Source organism: Kitasatospora sp. NPDC091335 (assembly GCF_044757205.1).
In the GTDB taxonomy this organism is placed as follows: domain Bacteria; phylum Actinomycetota; class Actinomycetes; order Streptomycetales; family Streptomycetaceae; genus Kitasatospora.
In genome coordinates, this window is record NZ_JBIVUM010000033.1 from 44,762 (window position 1) to 63,077 (window position 18,316).

General features: G+C 74.2%; 16 protein-coding genes. 11 read left to right on the forward strand and 5 right to left on the reverse strand.

What is annotated here, in order from left to right:
* The first annotated feature begins 173 nt into the window (after window positions 1-173).
* From ACIQOW_RS38795 to ACIQOW_RS38805, 3 genes are all read left to right on the forward strand, one after another.
* Complete coding sequence (locus tag ACIQOW_RS38795) at window positions 174-446, forward strand: WhiB family transcriptional regulator (protein WP_188299667.1); 273 nt, start codon at window positions 174-176, stop codon at window positions 444-446.
* Between the two features lie 227 nt (window positions 447-673).
* Entirely contained in the window at window positions 674-4,519 is a 3,846-nt protein-coding gene (locus tag ACIQOW_RS38800) for a glycosyltransferase (RefSeq protein ID WP_401092564.1), read from the forward strand.
* Between the two features lie 6 nt (window positions 4,520-4,525).
* A complete protein-coding gene (locus ACIQOW_RS38805; protein WP_401092566.1) occupies window positions 4,526-6,238 on the forward strand; it encodes a DUF5719 family protein in 1,713 nt (570 codons plus the stop codon).
* 32 nt (window positions 6,239-6,270) lie between these two features.
* Here ACIQOW_RS38805 and ACIQOW_RS38810 read toward each other — a convergent pair whose 3' ends face one another.
* Entirely contained in the window at window positions 6,271-6,723 is a 453-nt protein-coding gene (locus ACIQOW_RS38810) for a metallopeptidase family protein (RefSeq protein ID WP_401092568.1), read from the reverse strand.
* Window positions 6,724-6,794: 71 nt separating this feature from the next.
* Between ACIQOW_RS38810 and ACIQOW_RS38815 the strand changes: the two genes are divergently transcribed.
* The 6 genes from ACIQOW_RS38815 to ahcY all read left to right on the forward strand — a co-directional run bounded on the left by ACIQOW_RS38815 (window position 6,795) and on the right by ahcY (window position 13,230).
* Window positions 6,795-7,253, forward strand: a complete 459-nt coding sequence (locus ACIQOW_RS38815) for a DUF3499 domain-containing protein (RefSeq protein ID WP_188295265.1) — start codon at window positions 6,795-6,797, stop codon at window positions 7,251-7,253.
* Between the two features lie 135 nt (window positions 7,254-7,388).
* Complete coding sequence (locus ACIQOW_RS38820; RefSeq protein WP_401092571.1) at window positions 7,389-8,774, forward strand: phosphomannomutase/phosphoglucomutase; 1,386 nt, start codon at window positions 7,389-7,391, stop codon at window positions 8,772-8,774.
* 113 nt (window positions 8,775-8,887) lie between these two features.
* Window positions 8,888-9,070: a Trm112 family protein gene (locus ACIQOW_RS38825; protein WP_401092573.1), complete on the forward strand. Its 183-nt coding sequence runs from the start codon at window positions 8,888-8,890 to the stop codon at window positions 9,068-9,070.
* A gap of 79 nt (window positions 9,071-9,149) precedes the next feature.
* On the forward strand, window positions 9,150-10,400 hold the full coding sequence (locus ACIQOW_RS38830; RefSeq protein WP_401092575.1) for an SIS domain-containing protein: 1,251 nt from the start codon (window positions 9,150-9,152) through the stop codon (window positions 10,398-10,400).
* Between the two features lie 79 nt (window positions 10,401-10,479).
* The gene (locus tag ACIQOW_RS38835; protein ID WP_401092577.1) at window positions 10,480-11,457 is read left to right on the forward strand and encodes a cation diffusion facilitator family transporter; all 978 of its coding nucleotides are present in this window, start codon (window positions 10,480-10,482) and stop codon (window positions 11,455-11,457) included.
* Window positions 11,458-11,781: 324 nt separating this feature from the next.
* A complete protein-coding gene (ahcY, locus tag ACIQOW_RS38840; RefSeq protein WP_401092579.1) occupies window positions 11,782-13,230 on the forward strand; it encodes an adenosylhomocysteinase in 1,449 nt (482 codons plus the stop codon).
* Window positions 13,231-13,293: 63 nt separating this feature from the next.
* On the opposite strand, the gene ACIQOW_RS38845 is transcribed toward ahcY, so the two are convergent.
* Window positions 13,294-14,334 carry a hypothetical protein gene (locus ACIQOW_RS38845; protein WP_401092581.1) on the reverse strand — a complete coding sequence of 347 codons (1,041 nt, stop codon included), beginning with the start codon at window positions 14,332-14,334 and terminating at the stop codon, window positions 13,294-13,296.
* Complete coding sequence (locus tag ACIQOW_RS38850; RefSeq protein ID WP_401092583.1) at window positions 14,331-14,843, reverse strand: SigE family RNA polymerase sigma factor; 513 nt, start codon at window positions 14,841-14,843, stop codon at window positions 14,331-14,333. The genes ACIQOW_RS38845 and ACIQOW_RS38850 overlap by 4 nt, the downstream gene beginning before the upstream one ends.
* Before the next feature lie 108 nt (window positions 14,844-14,951).
* Between ACIQOW_RS38850 and ACIQOW_RS38855 the strand changes: the two genes are divergently transcribed.
* Window positions 14,952-15,593 carry a hypothetical protein gene (locus ACIQOW_RS38855; protein ID WP_401092585.1) on the forward strand — a complete coding sequence of 214 codons (642 nt, stop codon included), beginning with the start codon at window positions 14,952-14,954 and terminating at the stop codon, window positions 15,591-15,593.
* Window positions 15,594-15,632: 39 nt separating this feature from the next.
* On the opposite strand, the gene ACIQOW_RS38860 is transcribed toward ACIQOW_RS38855, so the two are convergent.
* Window positions 15,633-16,637, reverse strand: coding sequence for an RDD family protein (locus ACIQOW_RS38860; protein ID WP_401092587.1), 1,005 nt, complete (start codon window positions 16,635-16,637; stop codon window positions 15,633-15,635).
* Window positions 16,638-16,924: 287 nt separating this feature from the next.
* Between ACIQOW_RS38860 and ACIQOW_RS38865 the strand changes: the two genes are divergently transcribed.
* The gene (locus ACIQOW_RS38865) at window positions 16,925-17,929 is read left to right on the forward strand and encodes a stage II sporulation protein M (protein WP_401092588.1); all 1,005 of its coding nucleotides are present in this window, start codon (window positions 16,925-16,927) and stop codon (window positions 17,927-17,929) included.
* A 167-nt stretch (window positions 17,930-18,096) separates the two neighbouring features.
* Here ACIQOW_RS38865 and ACIQOW_RS38870 read toward each other — a convergent pair.
* The coding region (locus ACIQOW_RS38870; RefSeq protein ID WP_401092590.1) for a hypothetical protein at window positions 18,097-18,316 on the reverse strand (220 nt) is incomplete at its 5' end.

Genomic DNA, 18,316 nt, shown 5'->3' on the forward strand with positions numbered 1-18,316 from the left:
GATATGTACACTATTCGTAACGGCTTGGTGCCAGGGAGTGAATCCCGGCCCCAATACCAGAGCTCGGCTTGACTGAGCCAGAGTGACGCAACTGTAATTTCACTCGTGTCGTCAGCCGCACGAGGCAACGGCAACCACGGGGACGCCAAGTAGGGGCAGAGGAGGCGCGCCAGATGAGCGAGCTCTTTGAGCTGTTGATCGGGGACGGCATCACGGAGGACGAGGAGGAACTCGGTTGGCAGGAGCGCGCGTTGTGCGCCCAGACCGACCCCGAGTCCTTCTTCCCCGAGAAGGGCGGCTCGACTCGGGAGGCGAAGAAGGTCTGCCTCGCCTGCGAGGTCCGGTCGGAGTGCCTGGAGTACGCCCTCGCCAATGACGAGCGCTTCGGCATCTGGGGCGGCCTCTCCGAGCGCGAGCGCCGTCGGCTCAAGAAGAGCGCGGTCTGACCGGGGCGGCCCCTGACCCCCGCTGACCCTCCGACAACGAGGGACAACCGCAAAGCTGTACGGGCGCCTCACCGCGGTGGTGGGGCGCTTTCGTGTTCCCGGAGCCCCCTTCACCGTCTCCGCACGCACACCCCGGACGAACCGGCCATCCGGAGCCGTTAGTGTGGTGCGCCATCCGGTTGCCGTTCACCGGCTGTGTCCACCGAGAACTGGGGCCCGCGCACGCGATGACCGTCTACAGCCACCAGAGCGGCTCCACCGCTTCCCGGCCGCCCGCCTATCCGCGCCACCTGGTCACCGCCGTGATCGTCTCGCACGACGGCGCCCGCTGGCTGCCGCGGGCACTGGCCGGCCTGCTCGGGCAGGACCGTCAGGTCCAGCGGATCCTCGCGGTCGACACCGGCTCCACCGACAACTCCCCGCACCTGCTCGCGGACACCCTCTCCGACTGGCTGCCGGAGAGCGGCCCGCTGGTCCTCGGCCGCCGGGCCGGCTTCGGCACCGCCGTCGCCGAGGCCGTGTTCAACAGCCCGCCGCTGCGCCCCGAGGACCTCCCGTACCGGCTCGACCCCTCCGGGTACGACCCGGTCACCGGCGGCTGGGACGACTACGGCGACCCGCTCGCCCAGGAGGACGACCTCGGCCGCAGCGGCCCGCGCGAGACCCGGCCGGTCGAGTGGCTCTGGCTGCTGCACGACGACTGCGAGCCGCAGACCGACGCGCTGCGCCGGCTGCTCCAGGTCGCCGACTCCACCCCCAGCGCCGCCGTGGTCGGCCCCAAGCTGCGCAGCTGGTACGACCGCCGCCAGCTCCTCGAGGTCGGCGTGACGATCGCCCACTCGGGCCGCCGCTGGACCGGACTCGACCGCCGTGAGCAGGACCAGGGCCAGCACGACCAGGTCCGCCCGGTGCTCGCCGTCTCCAGCGCGGGCATGCTGGTGCGCCGGGACGTCTTCGAGGAACTCGGCGGCTTCGACAAGGCCCTCCCGCTGATGCGGGACGACACCGACTTCTGCTGGCGGGTCAACGCCGCCGGCCACCGTGTGGTGGTCGCCCCCGACGCCGTGCTGCGGCACGCCGAGGCGGCCGCCCGCGAGCGCCGCGCGATCGACTGCGGCCCCGCCCACCCGCACCGGGTGGACAAGGCCGGCGCCGTCTACACCCTGCTCACCAACTGCAAGGGCGCGCTCTTCCCCTACGTCCTGCTGCGGCTGGTGCTCGGCACCCTGCTGCGGGCCGTCACCAACCTGCTCGGCAAGGACCCGCGCCAGGCCTTCGACGAACTCGCCGGCCTCGGCCACGAACTCGTCCGCTTCCCGAGGCTGCTGGCCGCCCGCAAACGCCGGGCCAGGTCCAGGGCCGCGGACGCCCTGGACGACCGCACGCTCTTCCCCGCCCCCGGCGCCACCACCCGGCTGGCGGTCGAGGGCGTCGTCGGCTCGCTCGGGATAGGGGGCGGCGACGACACCGGCGGCCGGCACGGCTCGGCCGAGGCCGGCGGCGACGAGGACGCCGAGGACCTGGTCGTCGAGCAGTTCGCACTGGTCAGGAAGCTCGCCCGGCGCCCGGCGCCGGTGCTGTTCGCGGCCCTGCTGGTGTTCGCGCTGGTCGCCTGCCGCAGCCTGCTCGGCGGCGGAGAGCTGTTCGGCGGCGCCCTGCTGCCCGCAGCCGACGGCGCCGGCGGCCTCTGGTCGATGTACGCGGACGCCTGGCACCCGGTCGGCACCGGCTCCGCCGCCGCCGCACCGCCGTACCTCGGCGTGCTCGCGGTGCTCTCCTGGCTGCTGTTCGACCACGCCGACCTCGCGCTCACCCTGGTCGTGGTGCTCGCCGTCCCGCTGTCCGCGGTCAGCGCCTACCTGGTGTCCCGGCCGCTGCTGGACTCCAAGCTGGTCCGCGCCTGGGCCAGCGCCACCTACGCGCTGCTGCCCGCCGCGACCGGCGCGCTCGCCCAGGGCCGGATCGGCACCGCGGTGCTGGCCGTCCTGCTGCCGCCGCTCGCCCGCGCCGCCGCCATCGCGGCCGGCCTCGGCATCCGTGCCGAGAGCGCGGCCAAGGGCGCCCGCCCGGGCTGGCGCCCGGTCTGGATGACCGTCCTGCTGCTCACCCTGGCCACCGCCTTCGTCCCGATAACGTGGGCGCTCGCGGTGCCGCTCTGCCTGGCGATGCTGGTCGTCGCGGTGCTGCGCGGCGGGACCTTCGGCTCCGGCGGTGCCGCGCTGCGGCTGCTCGGCCTGCGCGTCCTGGTGATCCTCGCGGTGCCGGTGGCCGTCCTGGCCCCGTGGTCGCTCCAGGTGCTGTCGCACCCGCAGTGGCTGCTGCTGGAGGCCGGGCTGCCCGGCCTGCACGGCGCCGGCGCGAGCGCGGCCGGCCTGTTGATGGTCAACCCGGGCGGCGCCGGGGTGCCGCCGATCTGGCTCTCGGCGGGTGTCGTGCTCTCCGCGCTCGCCGCGCTGCTACGCGCCGACCGCCGCCGCGCGGTGCTCGCCGCCTGGGGCGCGGCCGGCGCGAGCCTGGTCTTCGCGGTCGCGGTGGCGGGCACCTCCGTCACCCCGGCCTCCGGCGGCCCGGCGGTGCCCGCCTGGGCCGGCCCGGCCACCCTGATCGCCGGGATCGCCCTGCTGGCCGCTGCCGCGATCGGCGCCGACGGCGCCAACGCCCGGGTGGCCGGGATCGCCTTCGGCTGGCGCCAGCCGGTGGCCGCCCTGGTGGTGGCCGCGGCCGTGCTGGCCCCGCTGGGCACCGGCCTGTGGTGGGCGCTGACCGGCGCCGGCGGGCCGCTGCACCGCGGCCAGGCCGACCAGGTCCCCGCGTTCATCGCCGAGGAGGCCGGCACCACCGACCGGGCCCGCACCCTCGTCGTCACCGGGGAGAAGAGCGGCGGCGCGGTCCGCTACACCGTGCTGCGCGGCGCCGGTCTGACGCTCGGCCAGGCCGAGTCCACCGTCGACCCGGCGACCGGCACCCAGGGCGGCCTGGACAAGATGGTCGGCAGCCTGCTGGCCGGCTCCGGCGCCGACCAGGCGAGCGCCCTGGCCGGTTACGGCATCGCCTACGTGCTCGTCCAGCAGCCGGTGATCGACGTCTTCAAGGACGTCCTGGACACCACCCCCGGCCTGGTCAAGGCCAACCAGGACGGCGCCGCCGCGCTCTGGCAGGTCAACGGCACCCCTGCGGTCCGCGCGGTGATCACCGCCCCGGGTGCCAACCCGGTGGTCGTCCCGTCCGGGCCCCGCGACCTGTCCGCCACCGTCCCGGCCGGACCGGACGGCCGGGTGCTGCGGCTCGCCGAGTCCGCCGCCCCCGAGTGGAAGGCCACCGTGGACGGCACCGCGCTGGAGTCCACCACGGTCGACGGCTGGGCGCAGGGCTTCAAGCTCCCGGCCGCCGGCGGCAAGCTGGCCGTCACCCGGGAGGGCGGCACCGCCCACACCGGCTGGATCTGGGCCCAGGTGCTGCTCGGCCTCACCATCCTGGTGCTGGCCCTGCCCGGCCGCCGCAGCCACAAGGACGACGACCTGCCCGAGGAGGTGGTCGCCGCCGCCGCGCTGGCCGCCGCCACCCAGGCGCAGGCCCCCGCCCCCGGCAGCCGCCGGGCCCGCCGGATGGCCGAGCGCGCCGAGGGCACCGAGGGCGGTGCCGAGGAGGGCGGGGTGTACGACAAGCCGGGCGCGATCCCGGCGCAGCCGAGCGCCGAGCCGGTGACCGGAGCCGTCCAGGCCGCCGCCGTCCAGGACGCCGAGCAGTACACCGACCCGTACCAGACGTACCAGCAGGCCGACCCGTACAGCTACGACCAGTACGCGGCCCAGCAGCCGGTCGCCGCTCCCTACGGCGGCCAGGGGTACGACGCCCCCGGGTACGACGGCGGCGGGCAGGGCTACCAGCAGCAGGGCTACGAGCAGCCGTACCAGCAGGGGCAGCAGCAGCCGTACGGCTACGACGACGGCCACCGGCAGCAGCCGGAGCAGCAGCCCTGGCTGCCCGGGCAGCAGCAGGGCGAGCCCTACTACGACCCGAACGACCCCAACGGCCCCGGCCGGTACCCGCACCAGCACGGATCGGGGAGCTGACCCGCGATGAAGAAGCCCGCATTCAGGAAGAAGTCCGGCGCCGGGGAGGCCGCCAGGCCGGCCGCGCCCGCCTTCGCGGCGGCGCCGGCCCCGGCCGGCCGCGGCCGGTTCGCCGGGGGGTCCGCCGGGGCCGGCGGCGCCGCCAAGACCACCCAGTCCCTGCTCGCCGCGGCTGTGGTGCTCGCGGCCGTGCTCGGGATCGCCGAGCTGCGCCCGCCGGCCGCCCCGGCCAAGTCGGCCTCGGGAGCGGCCCCGACCACCGCGCAGGTCGAGCGGACGTCGGCGGTCTGCCCGCAGCCGGTCCAGGGCCTGACCGGAACGACCACGCTCACCGCCTACACCCCGCCGGGGACGGGCTCCGCCACCGGCGGGGCCGGCTGGCTCTCCGACGCGGCCGCGCCCGCGGCGCCCGCCGCCCAGCCGAGCACCGCCCCCTCGGCCCCGGCCGCTCCCGCGACCCCGGCCGGCTCGGGTGCCCCGAGCGCCCCGGTCCAGGACAAGAACGCGGCGCCCGCCGACGCCAGGCTGACGCTGGCCAAGCCCGGCACCCCGGCCACCGGCCCGGCGGCCAACGGCGACGCCGCGCCCGGCACCGGTGCCGTCGCCAACGGCGCCCTCGCCCCCGGCTTCACCGTCACCCAGACCTCGGTCGTCACCGAGCAGCGCGGCACCGGCCTGTCCGGCCTCACCTGCACCCCGGCCGGGACGAGCTTCTGGTTCGCCGGGGCCAGTACCGCCGGCGACCGGGTCGACTACCTCAGCCTGGTCAACACCGAGTCCTCCGCCGCCGTGGTGGACATCAAGCTGTACGGCGACAAGGGCCTGATCGACAACGACGCCGCCAACGGCATCACCGTCGCCCCCGGCAGCTCCCAGGCCGTCCTGTTGTCGACCCTCAGCAAGGGCGCCGTCACCGACCTCGCCGTGCACGTGGTGGTGCGCTCCGGGCGGGTCGGCGCCGCGCTGCACGCCGCCGACGGCGGCAAGGGCGCGGACTGGGTCCCGGCCTCGGCCGACCCGGCACCCACCCAGGTGCTGCCCGGCCTGCCCGCCGACACCGCCGCCGCCCGCCTGGTGGTCTGGGCGCCGCCGGAGGACGACGCCGACCTGAAGATCCAGCTCTCCGGCAAGAACGGCTGGTTCAGCCCGGCCGGCAACGAGTCGATCCACGTCAAGGCGGGCATGGTGGCCGCCGTCGACCTCGGCAAGGTCACCCGGGACGAGGTCGCCGGGCTGCGGCTGACGCCCAGCGACGACAAGCACCGGACCCCGGTCGTGGCCGGGCTGCGGATCGACCGGGCGGCGGCCAACGGCAAAACCGACGCGGCCTGGCTGGCCGGCAGCGACCCGGTCGGCGCCCGCGCCACCGTCGCCGACAACCGGGCCGGCGCCTCCACGCTCTACCTGACCTCCAGCGGCGAGGCCGCCACCGTCCGGGTCACCGCCTCGGCCGGCAGCGGCGGCGGCACCCCGGCCACCAAGGAGGTCCAGCTCCCGGCCGGCGGCACCGTCGCGCTCCCGGCGCCCGAGCCCGCCGGGCTGAACGGGGTCTTCGCGCTCACCGTGGAGACCGTCTCCGGCGGCCCGGTGGTCGCCGCCCGGATGCTGTCCGTCCCGGCCAAGGACATCCCGATGTTCACGGTCCAGGCGCTGCGCGACGACCGGAGCACCGTCAAGGTCCCGCAGGCCGGCCAGGACCCGGGCGTCGTCCTGCGCTGAGCGCGAGCCCGCGCCGGAATCCCGGCGCGGGCTCAGTCCTCGTCGTAGCGCGGGTCGATGGCGTCCGGGGAGAGCCCCAGCAGCTCGGCGACCTGCTCGATCAGGATCTCGTGCACCAGCGCCGCGCGGTCCTCCCGGGTCTTCGCCCGGATCTCCACCGGCCGCCGGTACACCACGATCTGGCTCTTGCGCCCCTGCTTGCCCGGCGACACCCGCCCCAGCGGCACCCCGTCCTCGCCGTCGCCGCCGTCCGGCTCGTGCAGCGGCACCTCCTGGACGGCGAACTCCACCTCGATCAGCTGCGGCCACCGCCGTTCGAGGCGCTCCACCGACTCGCGCACGTAGTCGTCGAACAGTTCGGAACGGGTGAGCGAGATCGGCACCTGGGGAGGCGCCAGCGGGCCGCGCAGGCCCCTGCCGTGCCGGTCGCGGTGCCGGGGGCGGCGCGCTGGCCCTGTCGATGACTGCGGTGCGGAGCTGTCCATATCACTGCCGAGGGTAGTCCTTGGACGGTCGGAAGTGGACCACTCCGACCGGGAATCGCACGGGGCGTCGGATGCGCGGCCCCGGCGCCCGGACGACGACACGGCACCCCCTCCGGGCAGGCGGTCTTCGCTCCCCGGCGGGGAGTGCGGTACCGTCCACCCTCGTGAGCTCTGTACGTCGTTGTTCGCGGACCGCGTGCGGCCGGCCGGCCGTCGCGACGCTGACGTACGTCTACGCGGACTCCACCGCCGTCCTCGGCCCGCTCGCCACCTACGCCGAGCCGCACTGCTACGACCTGTGCGCCGAGCACGCCGAGCGCCTCACCGCCCCGCGCGGCTGGGAGGTCGTCCGGCTCGCCGCCGAGGCGGGACCGCTGCGCCGCAGCAGCGACGACCTGGAGGCGCTGGCCAACGCCGTGCGCGAGGCCGCCCGCCCGCAGACCCCCCGTCAGGGGCGCGGGCCCGGAGGCGAGTCCGTCGAGGGCAGCCGCCGCGGCCACCTCCGGGTGCTGCGCTCGCCCGACAACTGAGGCCTCACCTGGCACGGTGCGTTCGCCCGGCCCGGGTACGCTGCCCGTCTACCGTCACCGCGCGCCCGTCGACCGGACGGGCGGCGGCCCCGACGTACCGTGACCGACCAGTACAGAGACCAGGGTGGAGCCGCAGTGCGCGACCTCAAGCAGCTCGTGAAGGCGTACGACGTCCGAGGCGTCGTCCCGGACCAGTGGGACGAGAGCCTGTCCCGGGCCTTCGGCGCCGCGTTCGTGCAGGTCACCGGCGCGACCGCGATCGTGGTCGGGCACGACATGCGCCCCTCCTCCCCGTCGCTGAGCCTGGCCTTCGCCGAGGGCGCCGCGGCCTACGGCGCCGACGTGGTGCAGATCGGGCTGTGCTCCACCGACCAGCTCTACTACGCCAGCGGCAAGCTCGACCTGCCCGGCGCGATGTTCACCGCCAGCCACAACCCGGCCCAGTACAACGGCATCAAGCTGTGCCGGGCCGGCGCCGCCCCGGTCGGCCAGGACACCGGCCTGGCCGAGATCCGCGAGCTGGTCGAGTCCTGGACCGGCGAGGACGACACCGTCACCGTCCCGGCCAGGGACGTGAAGCCGGGCGGGCTGTCCGCCCAGGACACCCTGCGCGGCTACGCCGACCACCTGCTCGGCCTGGTCGACCTCACCGCGATCCGCCCGCTCAAGGTCGTGGTGGACGCCGGCAACGGCATGGGCGGCCACACCGTGCCGACCGTCTTCGACGGCCTGCCGATCGAGCTCGTCCCGATGTACTTCGAGCTGGACGGCACCTTCCCGAACCACGAGGCCAACCCGCTGGACCCGAAGAACATCGTCGACCTCCAGGCCAGGGTCCGCGAGGTCGGCGCCGACATCGGCCTGGCCTTCGACGGCGACGCCGACCGCTGCTTCGTCGTGGACGAGCGCGGCGAGCCGGTCTCCCCGTCGGCGATCACCGCCCTGGTCGCGGTCCGCGAGGTGGCCCGCGCCCGCGCCGCCGGCGAGGCCGAGCCGACGGTCATCCACAACCTGATCACCTCCTGGACCGTCCCCGAGGTGGTCCGCGAGCTGGGTGCCAAGCCGGTGCGCACCAGGGTCGGCCACTCCTTCATCAAGCAGGAGATGGCCGAGACCGACGCCGTCTTCGGCGGCGAGCACTCCGCCCACTACTACTTCCGCGACTTCTGGCGCGCCGACACCGGCATGCTGGCCGCGCTGCACGTGCTGGCCGCGCTCGGCGGGCAGCAGGGCGCGCTGTCCGAGCTCACCGCCGAGTACGACCGCTACGCCGCCTCCGGCGAGATCAACAGCACCGTCGCCGACCAGGCCGCCAGCACCGCCGCCGTCCGCGCCGCGTACGCCGGCCTGGAGGGCACCACGGTGGACGAGCTGGACGGCCTCACCGTGGCCGGCCAGGACTGGTGGTTCAACCTGCGCGCCTCCAACACCGAGCCGCTGCTGCGCCTGAACGTCGAGGCCAGGGACCCGGCGAAGATGGCCGAGCTGCGCGACGGCGTGCTGGCCGTCGTCCGCGGCTGACCTCGGGCCCGTCCGAGCGGACGCGCCTGACCTCGGCGGGTGGTGCCCCGGCCGGTAGGGTTTCCTATCGGCCGGGGCACCTCCGTGCCACCCCCGAACTTTGGAGAGCCCCCATGAAGCTCGAATCCTTCCTGCTGGAGATCCTGGTCTGCCCGCAGTGCCGGGCCGCGCTCGCCGAGGGCGGCACCGAGGAGCAGCCCGAGCTGGACTGCACCGGCGCGGACTGCGGCCTCGTGTACCCGGTCCGCGACGGCATTCCGGTCCTCCTGGTGGACGAGGCCCGCCGCCCGGCCTGATCCTGGGGGCGACGCCCCACCCCGACCGCCCGGCGCGCGACCGAGCGCGCGCCCAGGACCGCAGCCGGAGGTTCGCCGCATGCTCGACGACACCCTGCTCGACGACCCGGCCGCCCTCCAGCGCGCCGACCACGACCGCGCCCTGCTGGCCCTGGCCGGCGCCGGCGCGCGGGTCCGCACCGCGCTGCGCCGGGCCGACGCGGCCGGCCTCGACCGGCTGCGCCCGGACGGCCGCCCGCGCGCCGTCCTGGTCGCCGGGCACGGCAGCGCGCTGACCGCGGCCGAGATGCTGTCCGTGCTGGCCGGCACGGCCTCCCTGGTGACTCCGCTGCCGCCGACCGAGGTGTCCGCCCCGCGGGTCGACCGGGCCGGCGCCCCGCCCGCCTTCACCGCCGGTCTCGGCTGGCAGCTGCCCGGCTGGGCAGGCCCGCTGGACCTGCTGGTGATCAGCTCCGCCGACGGCGGCGAGCGCGGCCTGGTCGGCCTCGCCGAGCAGGCGTACGCGCGCGGCTGCGCGATCGTGGTCACCGCCCCGGACGGCAGCGCGCTGGCCGAGGCCGCGCTCCAGGTGCGCGCGCTGCCGCTGCCGTTCGTCGCCTCGGGGCCGCCCGAGGACCTCACCCCCGCCCGGCCCGCCGAGCCCGACCTGCCGGCCGAGGACCCGGCGGCGCTCTGGTCCCACCTCGCCCCGCTGCTGGCGCTCGCCCAGAAGATCGGCGTCACCCAGCTCCCGTACGACGCGCTGCCGGCCGTCGCCGACCTGCTGGACGCCGCCGCCGTGCGCTGCCGCCCGGACGCCGCCGCGTACACCAACCCGGCGAAGGGCCTGGCCGCGCGGCTGGCCGGGACGGTCCCGCTGCTGTGGGCCGAGGGCCCGATCGCCGGGGCGGCCGCCACCCGGTTCGCCGTCCAGCTGGCCGACCGGGCCGGCCGACCCGCGCTGGCCGGGCCGCTGCCGCAGGTGCTCACCGCCCACCGCGGCATGTTCACCGGGCAGTTGGGCGCGGGCGCCGACCCGGACGACTTCTTCCGCGACCGGGTCGAGGAGCCGGACCCGCTGCACCTCCAGGTCCTGCTGCTGCGGCACGTCCCGGGCCAGACGGGCCAGGCGGCGGACGAGGAGCAGGACGGTCCGGCCGAGGTGCCGGAGGAGGACGCGGGGCCGCGCAGCTTCGGCGTGACCAGGGCGCACCGGCTGGCCGCCGCGCACGACGTCCGGCTGACCGAGTACGCGAGCACCCGTCCGGACGCGCTGCACGCGCTGGCCGACCTGGTCGCGCTGACCGACTTCGCCGCCGTCTACCTGGGGCTCGCCGCCGCGCAGTCCTGAGACGGTCGGCCGGGCGGAACCTCCCGGCCGGTACGGTAAGCGCTCGACAAGCCGATCGACCCGTGAGGAATCTTCAGGCATGAGTACCGAAGGCGGCACCAAGGCTCTGGTCGCGGCCCTGTCCGCGAATCTGGCGATCGCGGTGGCCAAGTTCACCGCCTTCGGCTTCACCGGCTCCTCCTCGATGCTGGCCGAGGGCGTGCACTCGGTGGCCGACTCGGGCAACCAGGTGCTGCTGCTGGTCGGCGGCAAGCGGGCGCGCCGGGCGGCGGACGAGGAACACCCCTTCGGCTACGGCCGCGAGCGCTACGTGTACGGCTTCCTGGTGGCCATCGTGCTGTTCAGCGTCGGTGGCCTGTTCGCGATCTACGAGGGCTGGCACAAGATCAGCCACCCGGAGACGCTGGACGCCTGGGGCTGGGCGGTCGGCGTGCTGGTCTTCGCCATCGGCATGGAGGGCTGGTCCTTCCTCACCGCGATGCGGGAGTCGGCCAAGGCCAAGGGCAGCCAGGGCTGGGTGCAGTTCATCCGCACCGCCAAGGCGCCGGAGCTGCCGGTGGTGCTGCTGGAGGACACCGGAGCGCTGATCGGCCTGGTGCTCGCGCTGTTCGGCGTCGGGCTCACCGTGATCACCGGGGACGGCATCTGGGACGGCATCGGCACCCTGAGCATCGGCGTCCTGCTGGTGGTGATCGCCGTGGTCCTCGCGCTGGAGACCAAGTCGCTGCTGCTCGGCGAGTCCGCCGACAAGGAGTCGGTGCGGCGGATCCGGGAGGCGCTGGTGGACGGCGAGTCGGTCACCGGGGTGATCCACATGCGCACCCTGCACCTCGGCCCGGAGGAGCTGCTGGTCGCCGCCAAGGTCGCCGTCAACGCGGAGGACAGCGCGGCCCGGGTGGCGGAGGCGATCGACGCGGCCGAGGAGCGGGTCAGGGCGGTCGTGCCGATCGCCCGGGCGATCTACCTGGAGCCCGACGTCTACAGCGCCGAGAAGGCCGCGGCGGGCGACGACCCGGCCGCCACGCCCGGCGGTCCCGGCCCGGCCGCGGGGCACTGATCCCGCTCCGGGGCACGGCTGGAGGCGGGCTCGGGCCGGGAGCCGAAATCGGTCATCCGAGGACGGCCGACGGGGCCGTCGGTGTAGATTCGTCACCAGAGCCAGAACGTCGCTGCTGATGGCGGTCGATCGGTGGTCCGCCCCCGTGGGGTGTGCGCCGGTCGAGGGAGAGAGGTCCTCCGACGGTTTGTGCTGCGCAGCGGGGAAGCCGGTCCACCGCGGACCGGGCAGCCCCGGCGCGGCCGTGCACCCGTACGGCCTGACGCTCGCGACGCACGCACACCCGGACCGTGGCCCCACCCCCCATCAGCGAGGAGCAGACGCATGTCGACCGACATCACCGGTGACTTCAAGGTCGCCGACCTTTCCCTGGCGCCGTTCGGCCGCAAGGAGATCCAGCTGGCCGAGCACGAGATGCCCGGTCTGATGGCGATCCGTGCCGAGTACGCCGAGGCCCAGCCGCTGGCCGGCGCCCGCATCACCGGCTCGCTGCACATGACCGTGCAGACCGCCGTCCTGATCGAGACCCTGACGGCGCTCGGTGCCGAGGTCCGTTGGTGCTCCTGCAACATCTTCTCCACCCAGGACCACGCGGCCGCCGCCATCGCCGTCGGCCCGGAGGGCACCCCGGAGAACCCGCAGGGCGTGCCGGTCTTCGCCTGGAAGGGCGAGACCCTGGACGAGTACTGGTGGTGCACCGAGCAGGCCCTGACCTGGCCTGACGGCAAGACCCCGAACATGATCCTGGACGACGGCGGCGACGCCACCCTGCTGATCCACAAGGGCGTCGAGTTCGAGAAGGCCGGCGTCGCGCCGGACCCGGCCACCGCGGACAACGACGAGTTCCGGATCATCCTGGAGCTGCTCAACCGCACCCTCAAGGACACCCCGAACAAGTGGACCGAGGTCGCCGCCACGATCAAGGGCGTGACCGAGGAGACCACCACCGGTGTCCACCGCCTGTACGAGATGCACCGTGACGGCAACCTGCTGTTCCCGGCCATCAACGTCAACGACGCCGTCACCAAGTCGAAGTTCGACAACAAGTACGGCTGCCGCCACTCGCTGATCGACGGCATCAACCGCGCCACCGACGTCCTGATCGGCGGCAAGGTCGCCGTCGTCGCGGGCTACGGCGACGTCGGCAAGGGCTGCGCCGAGTCGCTGCGCGGCCAGGGCGCCCGCGTGATCATCACCGAGATCGACCCGATCTGCGCGCTCCAGGCCGCGATGGACGGCTACCAGGTCACCACCCTGGAGGAGGTCGTCTCGATCGCGGACATCTTCATCACCACCACGGGCAACAAGGACATCATCCTTGCCGCGCACATGGAGAAGATGAAGCACCAGGCGATCGTCGGCAACATCGGCCACTTCGACAACGAGATCGACATCGCGGGCCTGTCGAAGCTGCCCGGCATCGTGAAGACCGAGGTCAAGCCGCAGGTCCACGAGTGGCGCTTCGCCGACGGCCACACCATCATCATGCTGTCCGAGGGCCGCCTGCTGAACCTGGGCAACGCGACCGGCCACCCGTCCTTCGTGATGTCCAACTCCTTCGCCAACCAGACGATCGCCCAGATCGAGCTGTTCACGAAGACCGAGCAGTACCCGATCGGCGTCTACGTGCTGCCGAAGCACCTGGACGAGAAGGTCGCCCGCCTGCACCTCGACGCGCTGGGCGTGAAGCTGACCACCCTGACCAAGGACCAGGCCGACTACATCGGCGTCCCGGTCGAGGGCCCGTACAAGGCGGACCAGTACCGCTACTGACCGGTTGACGGAACCGACGGCCGGCGTCCTCCCCGAGGGGGCGCCGGCCGTCGGCGTCCGCCGTCAGCGGCCCCCGTCCGCGCTCCAGGAGGCCTCGTCGGCGCCGAGCACCTCGAACCGGGCGAGCAGGCCCGCCAGTCCGCCGATCCGCTGGACGGACGGAATCCCCGCCGCAGTGCCGTTGGCGCAGAGCCGGACGCCCTTCTCGACCCGGCAGACCGGTGTGCCGCCGTCCGTCCGGCCGTCCGCGAACACCCCGAAGTCGGCCGGCTGGGCCGTGACGCTCAGCCACTTCCCGTCGACGGTGTACGACACGATGGTGCTCCACGGGGGCTCGGAGTCCCTGGAAGGCCGGTGGAGTTCGACGTTGCGCAGCGTGAGGTCGGCGGGCACGGCGGTCGGCCGCACCGGGAACGGGACGTCCCGGCCGGCGAACTCGGCGCCGGCCGCGACCCGGAGCAGGTCGCTCTGGACCTTCGCCCCCGACCACAGCGAGGCGGTCAGCTCGGCCCAGCGGCCGGAGGCGGTCATCCAGCGCAGGACGACCGGGCCCCCCGACGGTTCGTCGGAGCTCAGCCAGTGGGCCTCCCGGCCGTCGACCGCGGGAGCGGTGACCTTGTGCAGCCCGGGGGCGACGGACTCGGCGGTGCCGTTCAGCAGTGAGAGCCTCAGGCTGGGGTACGCCCCTTGGACGGCGGTCCTCGTGGAGGCCGTGGCGACGGACTGGCCGTCGCTCTTCGCGTAACCGACGGCCGGCTGGGCCAGCCACGACGGCAGCCAGCCGAAGCGGGCCTCGGTGCTCAGCGGCCCGGCGGACGCCGTCGGCTTCGGCGTGGCGGTCGGGGACGGTGCGGCCAGGGTCGGGGCGGTCGGCGTGGGGAGGGCCGGTACGGAGGCCCCGTCGGTCGGGCGCAGCAGCAGCACGCCGGCCAGGACGGCGGCGGTCGACCCCGCCACCACGCCGATCAGGGCCTGCCGGCGGCGGCGCAGCCGGACCCGTCCGCGGGCGATCACCGCCGTGGCGTCGAGGGCGGCGGGCGGTGCGGGGCTCTCGGCGAGGGCGTTCAGCCGGGCGGTCAGATCACGCTGTTCGTGCGACCTCATGACGTCCTCTCGGCGTTGTCGGGACGCGGGGAGAGCGTCGTGCGGAGGGTGGTGAGAGCACGGGAGGTCTGGCTCTTCACATTGCCCGAGGAGCAGCTCATCGCATCAGCGGTCTGATCGACCGTGAGATCGCAGTAGTACCGGAGCACCACGGTGGCCCGCTGCCTGGGCGGCAACGCGGCCAGCGCCTTGTGCAGGTCGAGCCGGACGTCGAGGTCGGCGGCCACCGAGGCGATGTCCGCCGTCGTCGCGGTCCGGGTCGTCCGACGCCACCAGGGCGAGCGCTGCTCCGCGAGGAAGGTGTTGACCAGCACCCTGCGGGCGTAGCCGTCCAGGTTCTCGACCCGGCCGGCCCGCGACCAGTTCACGTACAGCTTGGTCGCGCACTCCTGGACCAGGTCGTCGGCCCGGTGCCAGTCCCCGCACAGCAGATAGGCGACCTTGCGCAGCCAGCCGCTCCTGGAGGCCACGTACTCCGTGAACTCCGCGTCGCGCGCGTGCTTCGCCATCCGCACCCCCTCTCGTCGTGGTGGCGGCCTCCTGCCGCGCCGTCCGCCCCTCTAATGCGGGCACCGCCCGGAACGTTGCACGCGATGTGCGCACGTAGGCTTTCCGGCATGCCCAACGGCCGTTACTCCCTCTCCGACCCGCACGACCACGTCCAGCTCGGCGAGGAGCGCTTCAGCTGCGCCCCCGGGGCGGCCGGGTGGCGGTACGTCTCCAAGACCTACGCGCCGGACGGCCGGGTGCTCGGCAGCACCGATCTCACGCTGGACTCGCGCGCCCGGCCGCTGCGGATGGAACTGCGGGCCGGCGGCTGGCAGGTGCGTGGCGGGGCGGTGGACGGGGTGGCCTGGGTCCGTACCGACCCGGCCGACCCCGGTGGTGAGAACGCGGCGGAGGGGCACGACCGGGCGCACGCCTTCACCGGCCGCTCGCCGGGCTTCCTGGTCGCGACCGCCCGGCTGCTGCGGCTGCGCGAGGGGGCGAGCGCGCGGGTGCGGCTGGTGGCGTTCACCGAGCCGGTGCTGGCGCCGCGCACCCTCGACCAGGGGTGGCTGCTGGAGGGCGTCGACACCCACCCGACGGACTCGGGGCCGCTGCTGGTCGAGCGGTACCAGGTGGCCGACCTGGAGACGGGGGAGCAGCAGGTCGTCCACCTGGCGGGGGACGTGGTGCTGGCGGCCGGGGGCATCGAGCTGGAGGAGCTGGAGTCGCCGCCGAACGCCTGGCGGGTGGGGGCTGAGGAGGAGGAGTAGCGGGGCCGTGCCGTCCGTCGCCGGGGCCCTGGCGCGGAGTCAGGCGGGCGGGGCGAAGCCGGTGCCGGCGGCGGGCTTGTCGAAGGACGGGGCCGCCGGTGCGGCCGGTGCGCCGGGTGCGGGTGGCGTCGGCAGGCCGAGGACCCGGACGGGCCGTCCGTCGGCGGGGCCCGTCGGAGCCTGGGCGGGAGCGGGAGCGGGGAAGGTTCCGGAGGCTGGACGGGGAGCGGGCACCTGGGCGGGGCCCGGCTGGGCGGGTACCGGACCGGCCGCCCACAGCCGCTGGTGGGCCCGCGTCCACTCCCGCCGCTGGCGCTCGGTGAGCACCGCACCCAGGTACGCCGCCGGGTGCAGCCCCGGCGCGACCGGGTGGCCGATCCGCGCGGCCAGGTCATCGGCCAGGCCGGCGGACATCCTGTGCATCACCGACTCGTCCAACTGGCCGATCCGGCCGAGGAGTTGGCGGATGGACAGCCAGAGCGGCTCCGGCACCGCGGACAGGTCCATCGCGACCAGCTCGTGGCCCATCGCCTGTAGCAGGTGCGGGTGCACCGGCGGCAGCGGGGAGGCGGAGCCGCCCGCGACCGGGGTGCGCTCGCGGACGACCACCGTCCCGGCGAAGATGTCGCCGAGCCGCTTGCCCTCCGAGTGCACCGCCGAGGTGATCACGGCCGGGGCCCCGGTCAGCACGACCATCTCGAAGAAGCCGACCAGCCCGCGGACCAGCGAGTGCCGGAACCGCACGGGCCCGCCGTCGGTGCGTACCACCCGCAGGCCGAGCGCGGCCTTGCCGAGCGAACGGCCGCGGGTGAAGGTCTCGATCATCACGGGCACGGCGACCAGGAAGAACACCATCAGGCCGATCATCGTGGCGGCCAGCGCCGCGCCGTCGAGGCCGATCAGGGCGAGGCTCAGCACCAGCGTGAACACCAGCAGGGCGGCGAACTCCACCAGCAGGTCGATCACGATCGCCAGCGCCCTGCTGGGAAGCTTCGCCGTCTGGAGGCCGAGGACGACCGCCTCGCCCGTCACCAGGTCGCTCAAGACACCTGTCCGTTCACGCTCTTGGAGCCGGTACGGCTCGCCCATGGAGAATCCCGGTCCGCGCGGGCGGCGGTGCAGGGGAGGGAATCACCCCGGATCGGCCCCCGTGACCCGCTCTGCGCGGTCTGATCCGCAGCCGCCAACATACGGGGCCCGGTGGGCGCACGGGAAGTGAGATCCCGACGGCCGGGGCAGCGGCCGCTGCTGGCATGCTGGGCCGCACGTGTCCGCCCGTACCCGCCCGCGCACGCACGTCCGCGTCCGCCGCCGATCATGGAGCCGCCGAAATGGACCTGGACGTCTTCGTCGCCACCCACCAGGGGGAGTGGGCCCGGCTGGACGCCCTCGCCCGTCGGCGCCGGCTCACCGGGGAGGAGGCCGACGAACTGGTCACGCTCTACCAGCGCGCCACCGGCCACCTCGCCAAGGCCCAGGCCTCCGCGCCGGACCCGGCCCTGGTCAGCCGGCTGACGGGCCTGGTCTCGCGCGCCCGCAGCGCGGTGACCGGCGCCAGGACCAACGGCTGGCAGGACGTCGCCCGTTACTACACGGTGAGCTTCCCGGCCGCGCTGTACCGCGCGCGCCGCTGGTGGGTGCCGGTCGCGGTCGTCTCGATGGTCGCCACCGCGCTGCTCGCGTGGTGGGTGGCCACCCATCCGGAGGTCCGCAACAGCCTGGTCGCGCCCGAGCACCTCCAGGAGCTCACCCGCCCCGGCGGCCAGTACGAGGCGTACTACTCGGACCGGCCGGCCGGCTCCTTCGCCGCACAGGTCTGGACGAACAACGCCTGGATCGCCGTGCAGTGCCTGCTGTTCGGGATCGCGCTGGGCATCCCGGTGCTCTACGTGATGTGGACCAACGTGGTCAACCTCGGCATCGGCGTCGGACTGATGGCCTCCGCCGGGCGCCTCGACGTCTTCCTCGGCCTGCTCATCCCGCACGGCCTGCTGGAACTGACCGCGGTCTTCGTGGCGGGCGGACTCGGTCTGCGCCTCGGCTGGACCGTCATCGACCCGGGCCCGCGCACCCGCGCGGTGGCTTTGGCGGAACAGGGCCGCTCCATCATCGGAATGTCGATCGGCCTGGCGACGGTCCTGGCGGTCTCCGGCGTCCTGGAAGCCTTCGTGACCCCGTCCGGCCTGCCGACCTGGGCCCGCATCGCGATCGGCGTACTGGCCGAGGCGGCCTTCCTCCTCTACGCCCTGGTGCTGGGCCGGCGGGCCGCCGAGGGCGGAGAGTCCGGTGATCTGGACGCGGCCGACCGGGCGGACCTCCAGCCCGTCGCGGCCTGAGCCGATGTGATCAACAGGCCTCTGACCTGGTACTCTTCTTCCCTGTCCGGCCAAACCATTGACGTGGCGAGGATGGACTAGTAGGTTTCAACGGTTGGGACTGGCTGGACAACAGTCGGGCCCGGGCGTTAGTGTCTACGACACCGCCGAATCGAGGCGAGCGCATTTCACGGAATGCGCGTCCTCTGACGAAGCAAATCCCGCGGACTGAACACTCCGAAAGCTTTGATAGGCTTCGGAACGAAGTTTGCAGGAATCCCGTCGGCGGGAATCGGATGAATGAAACTCCGGAAAACGGAGCGGAAAACATCTGGTAAGCTGGAAACACGAAAGAACGAAGCCCGGAGGGCCTGCTGGAAGGCAGTCCGAAGGAAGCGTCCGTTCCTT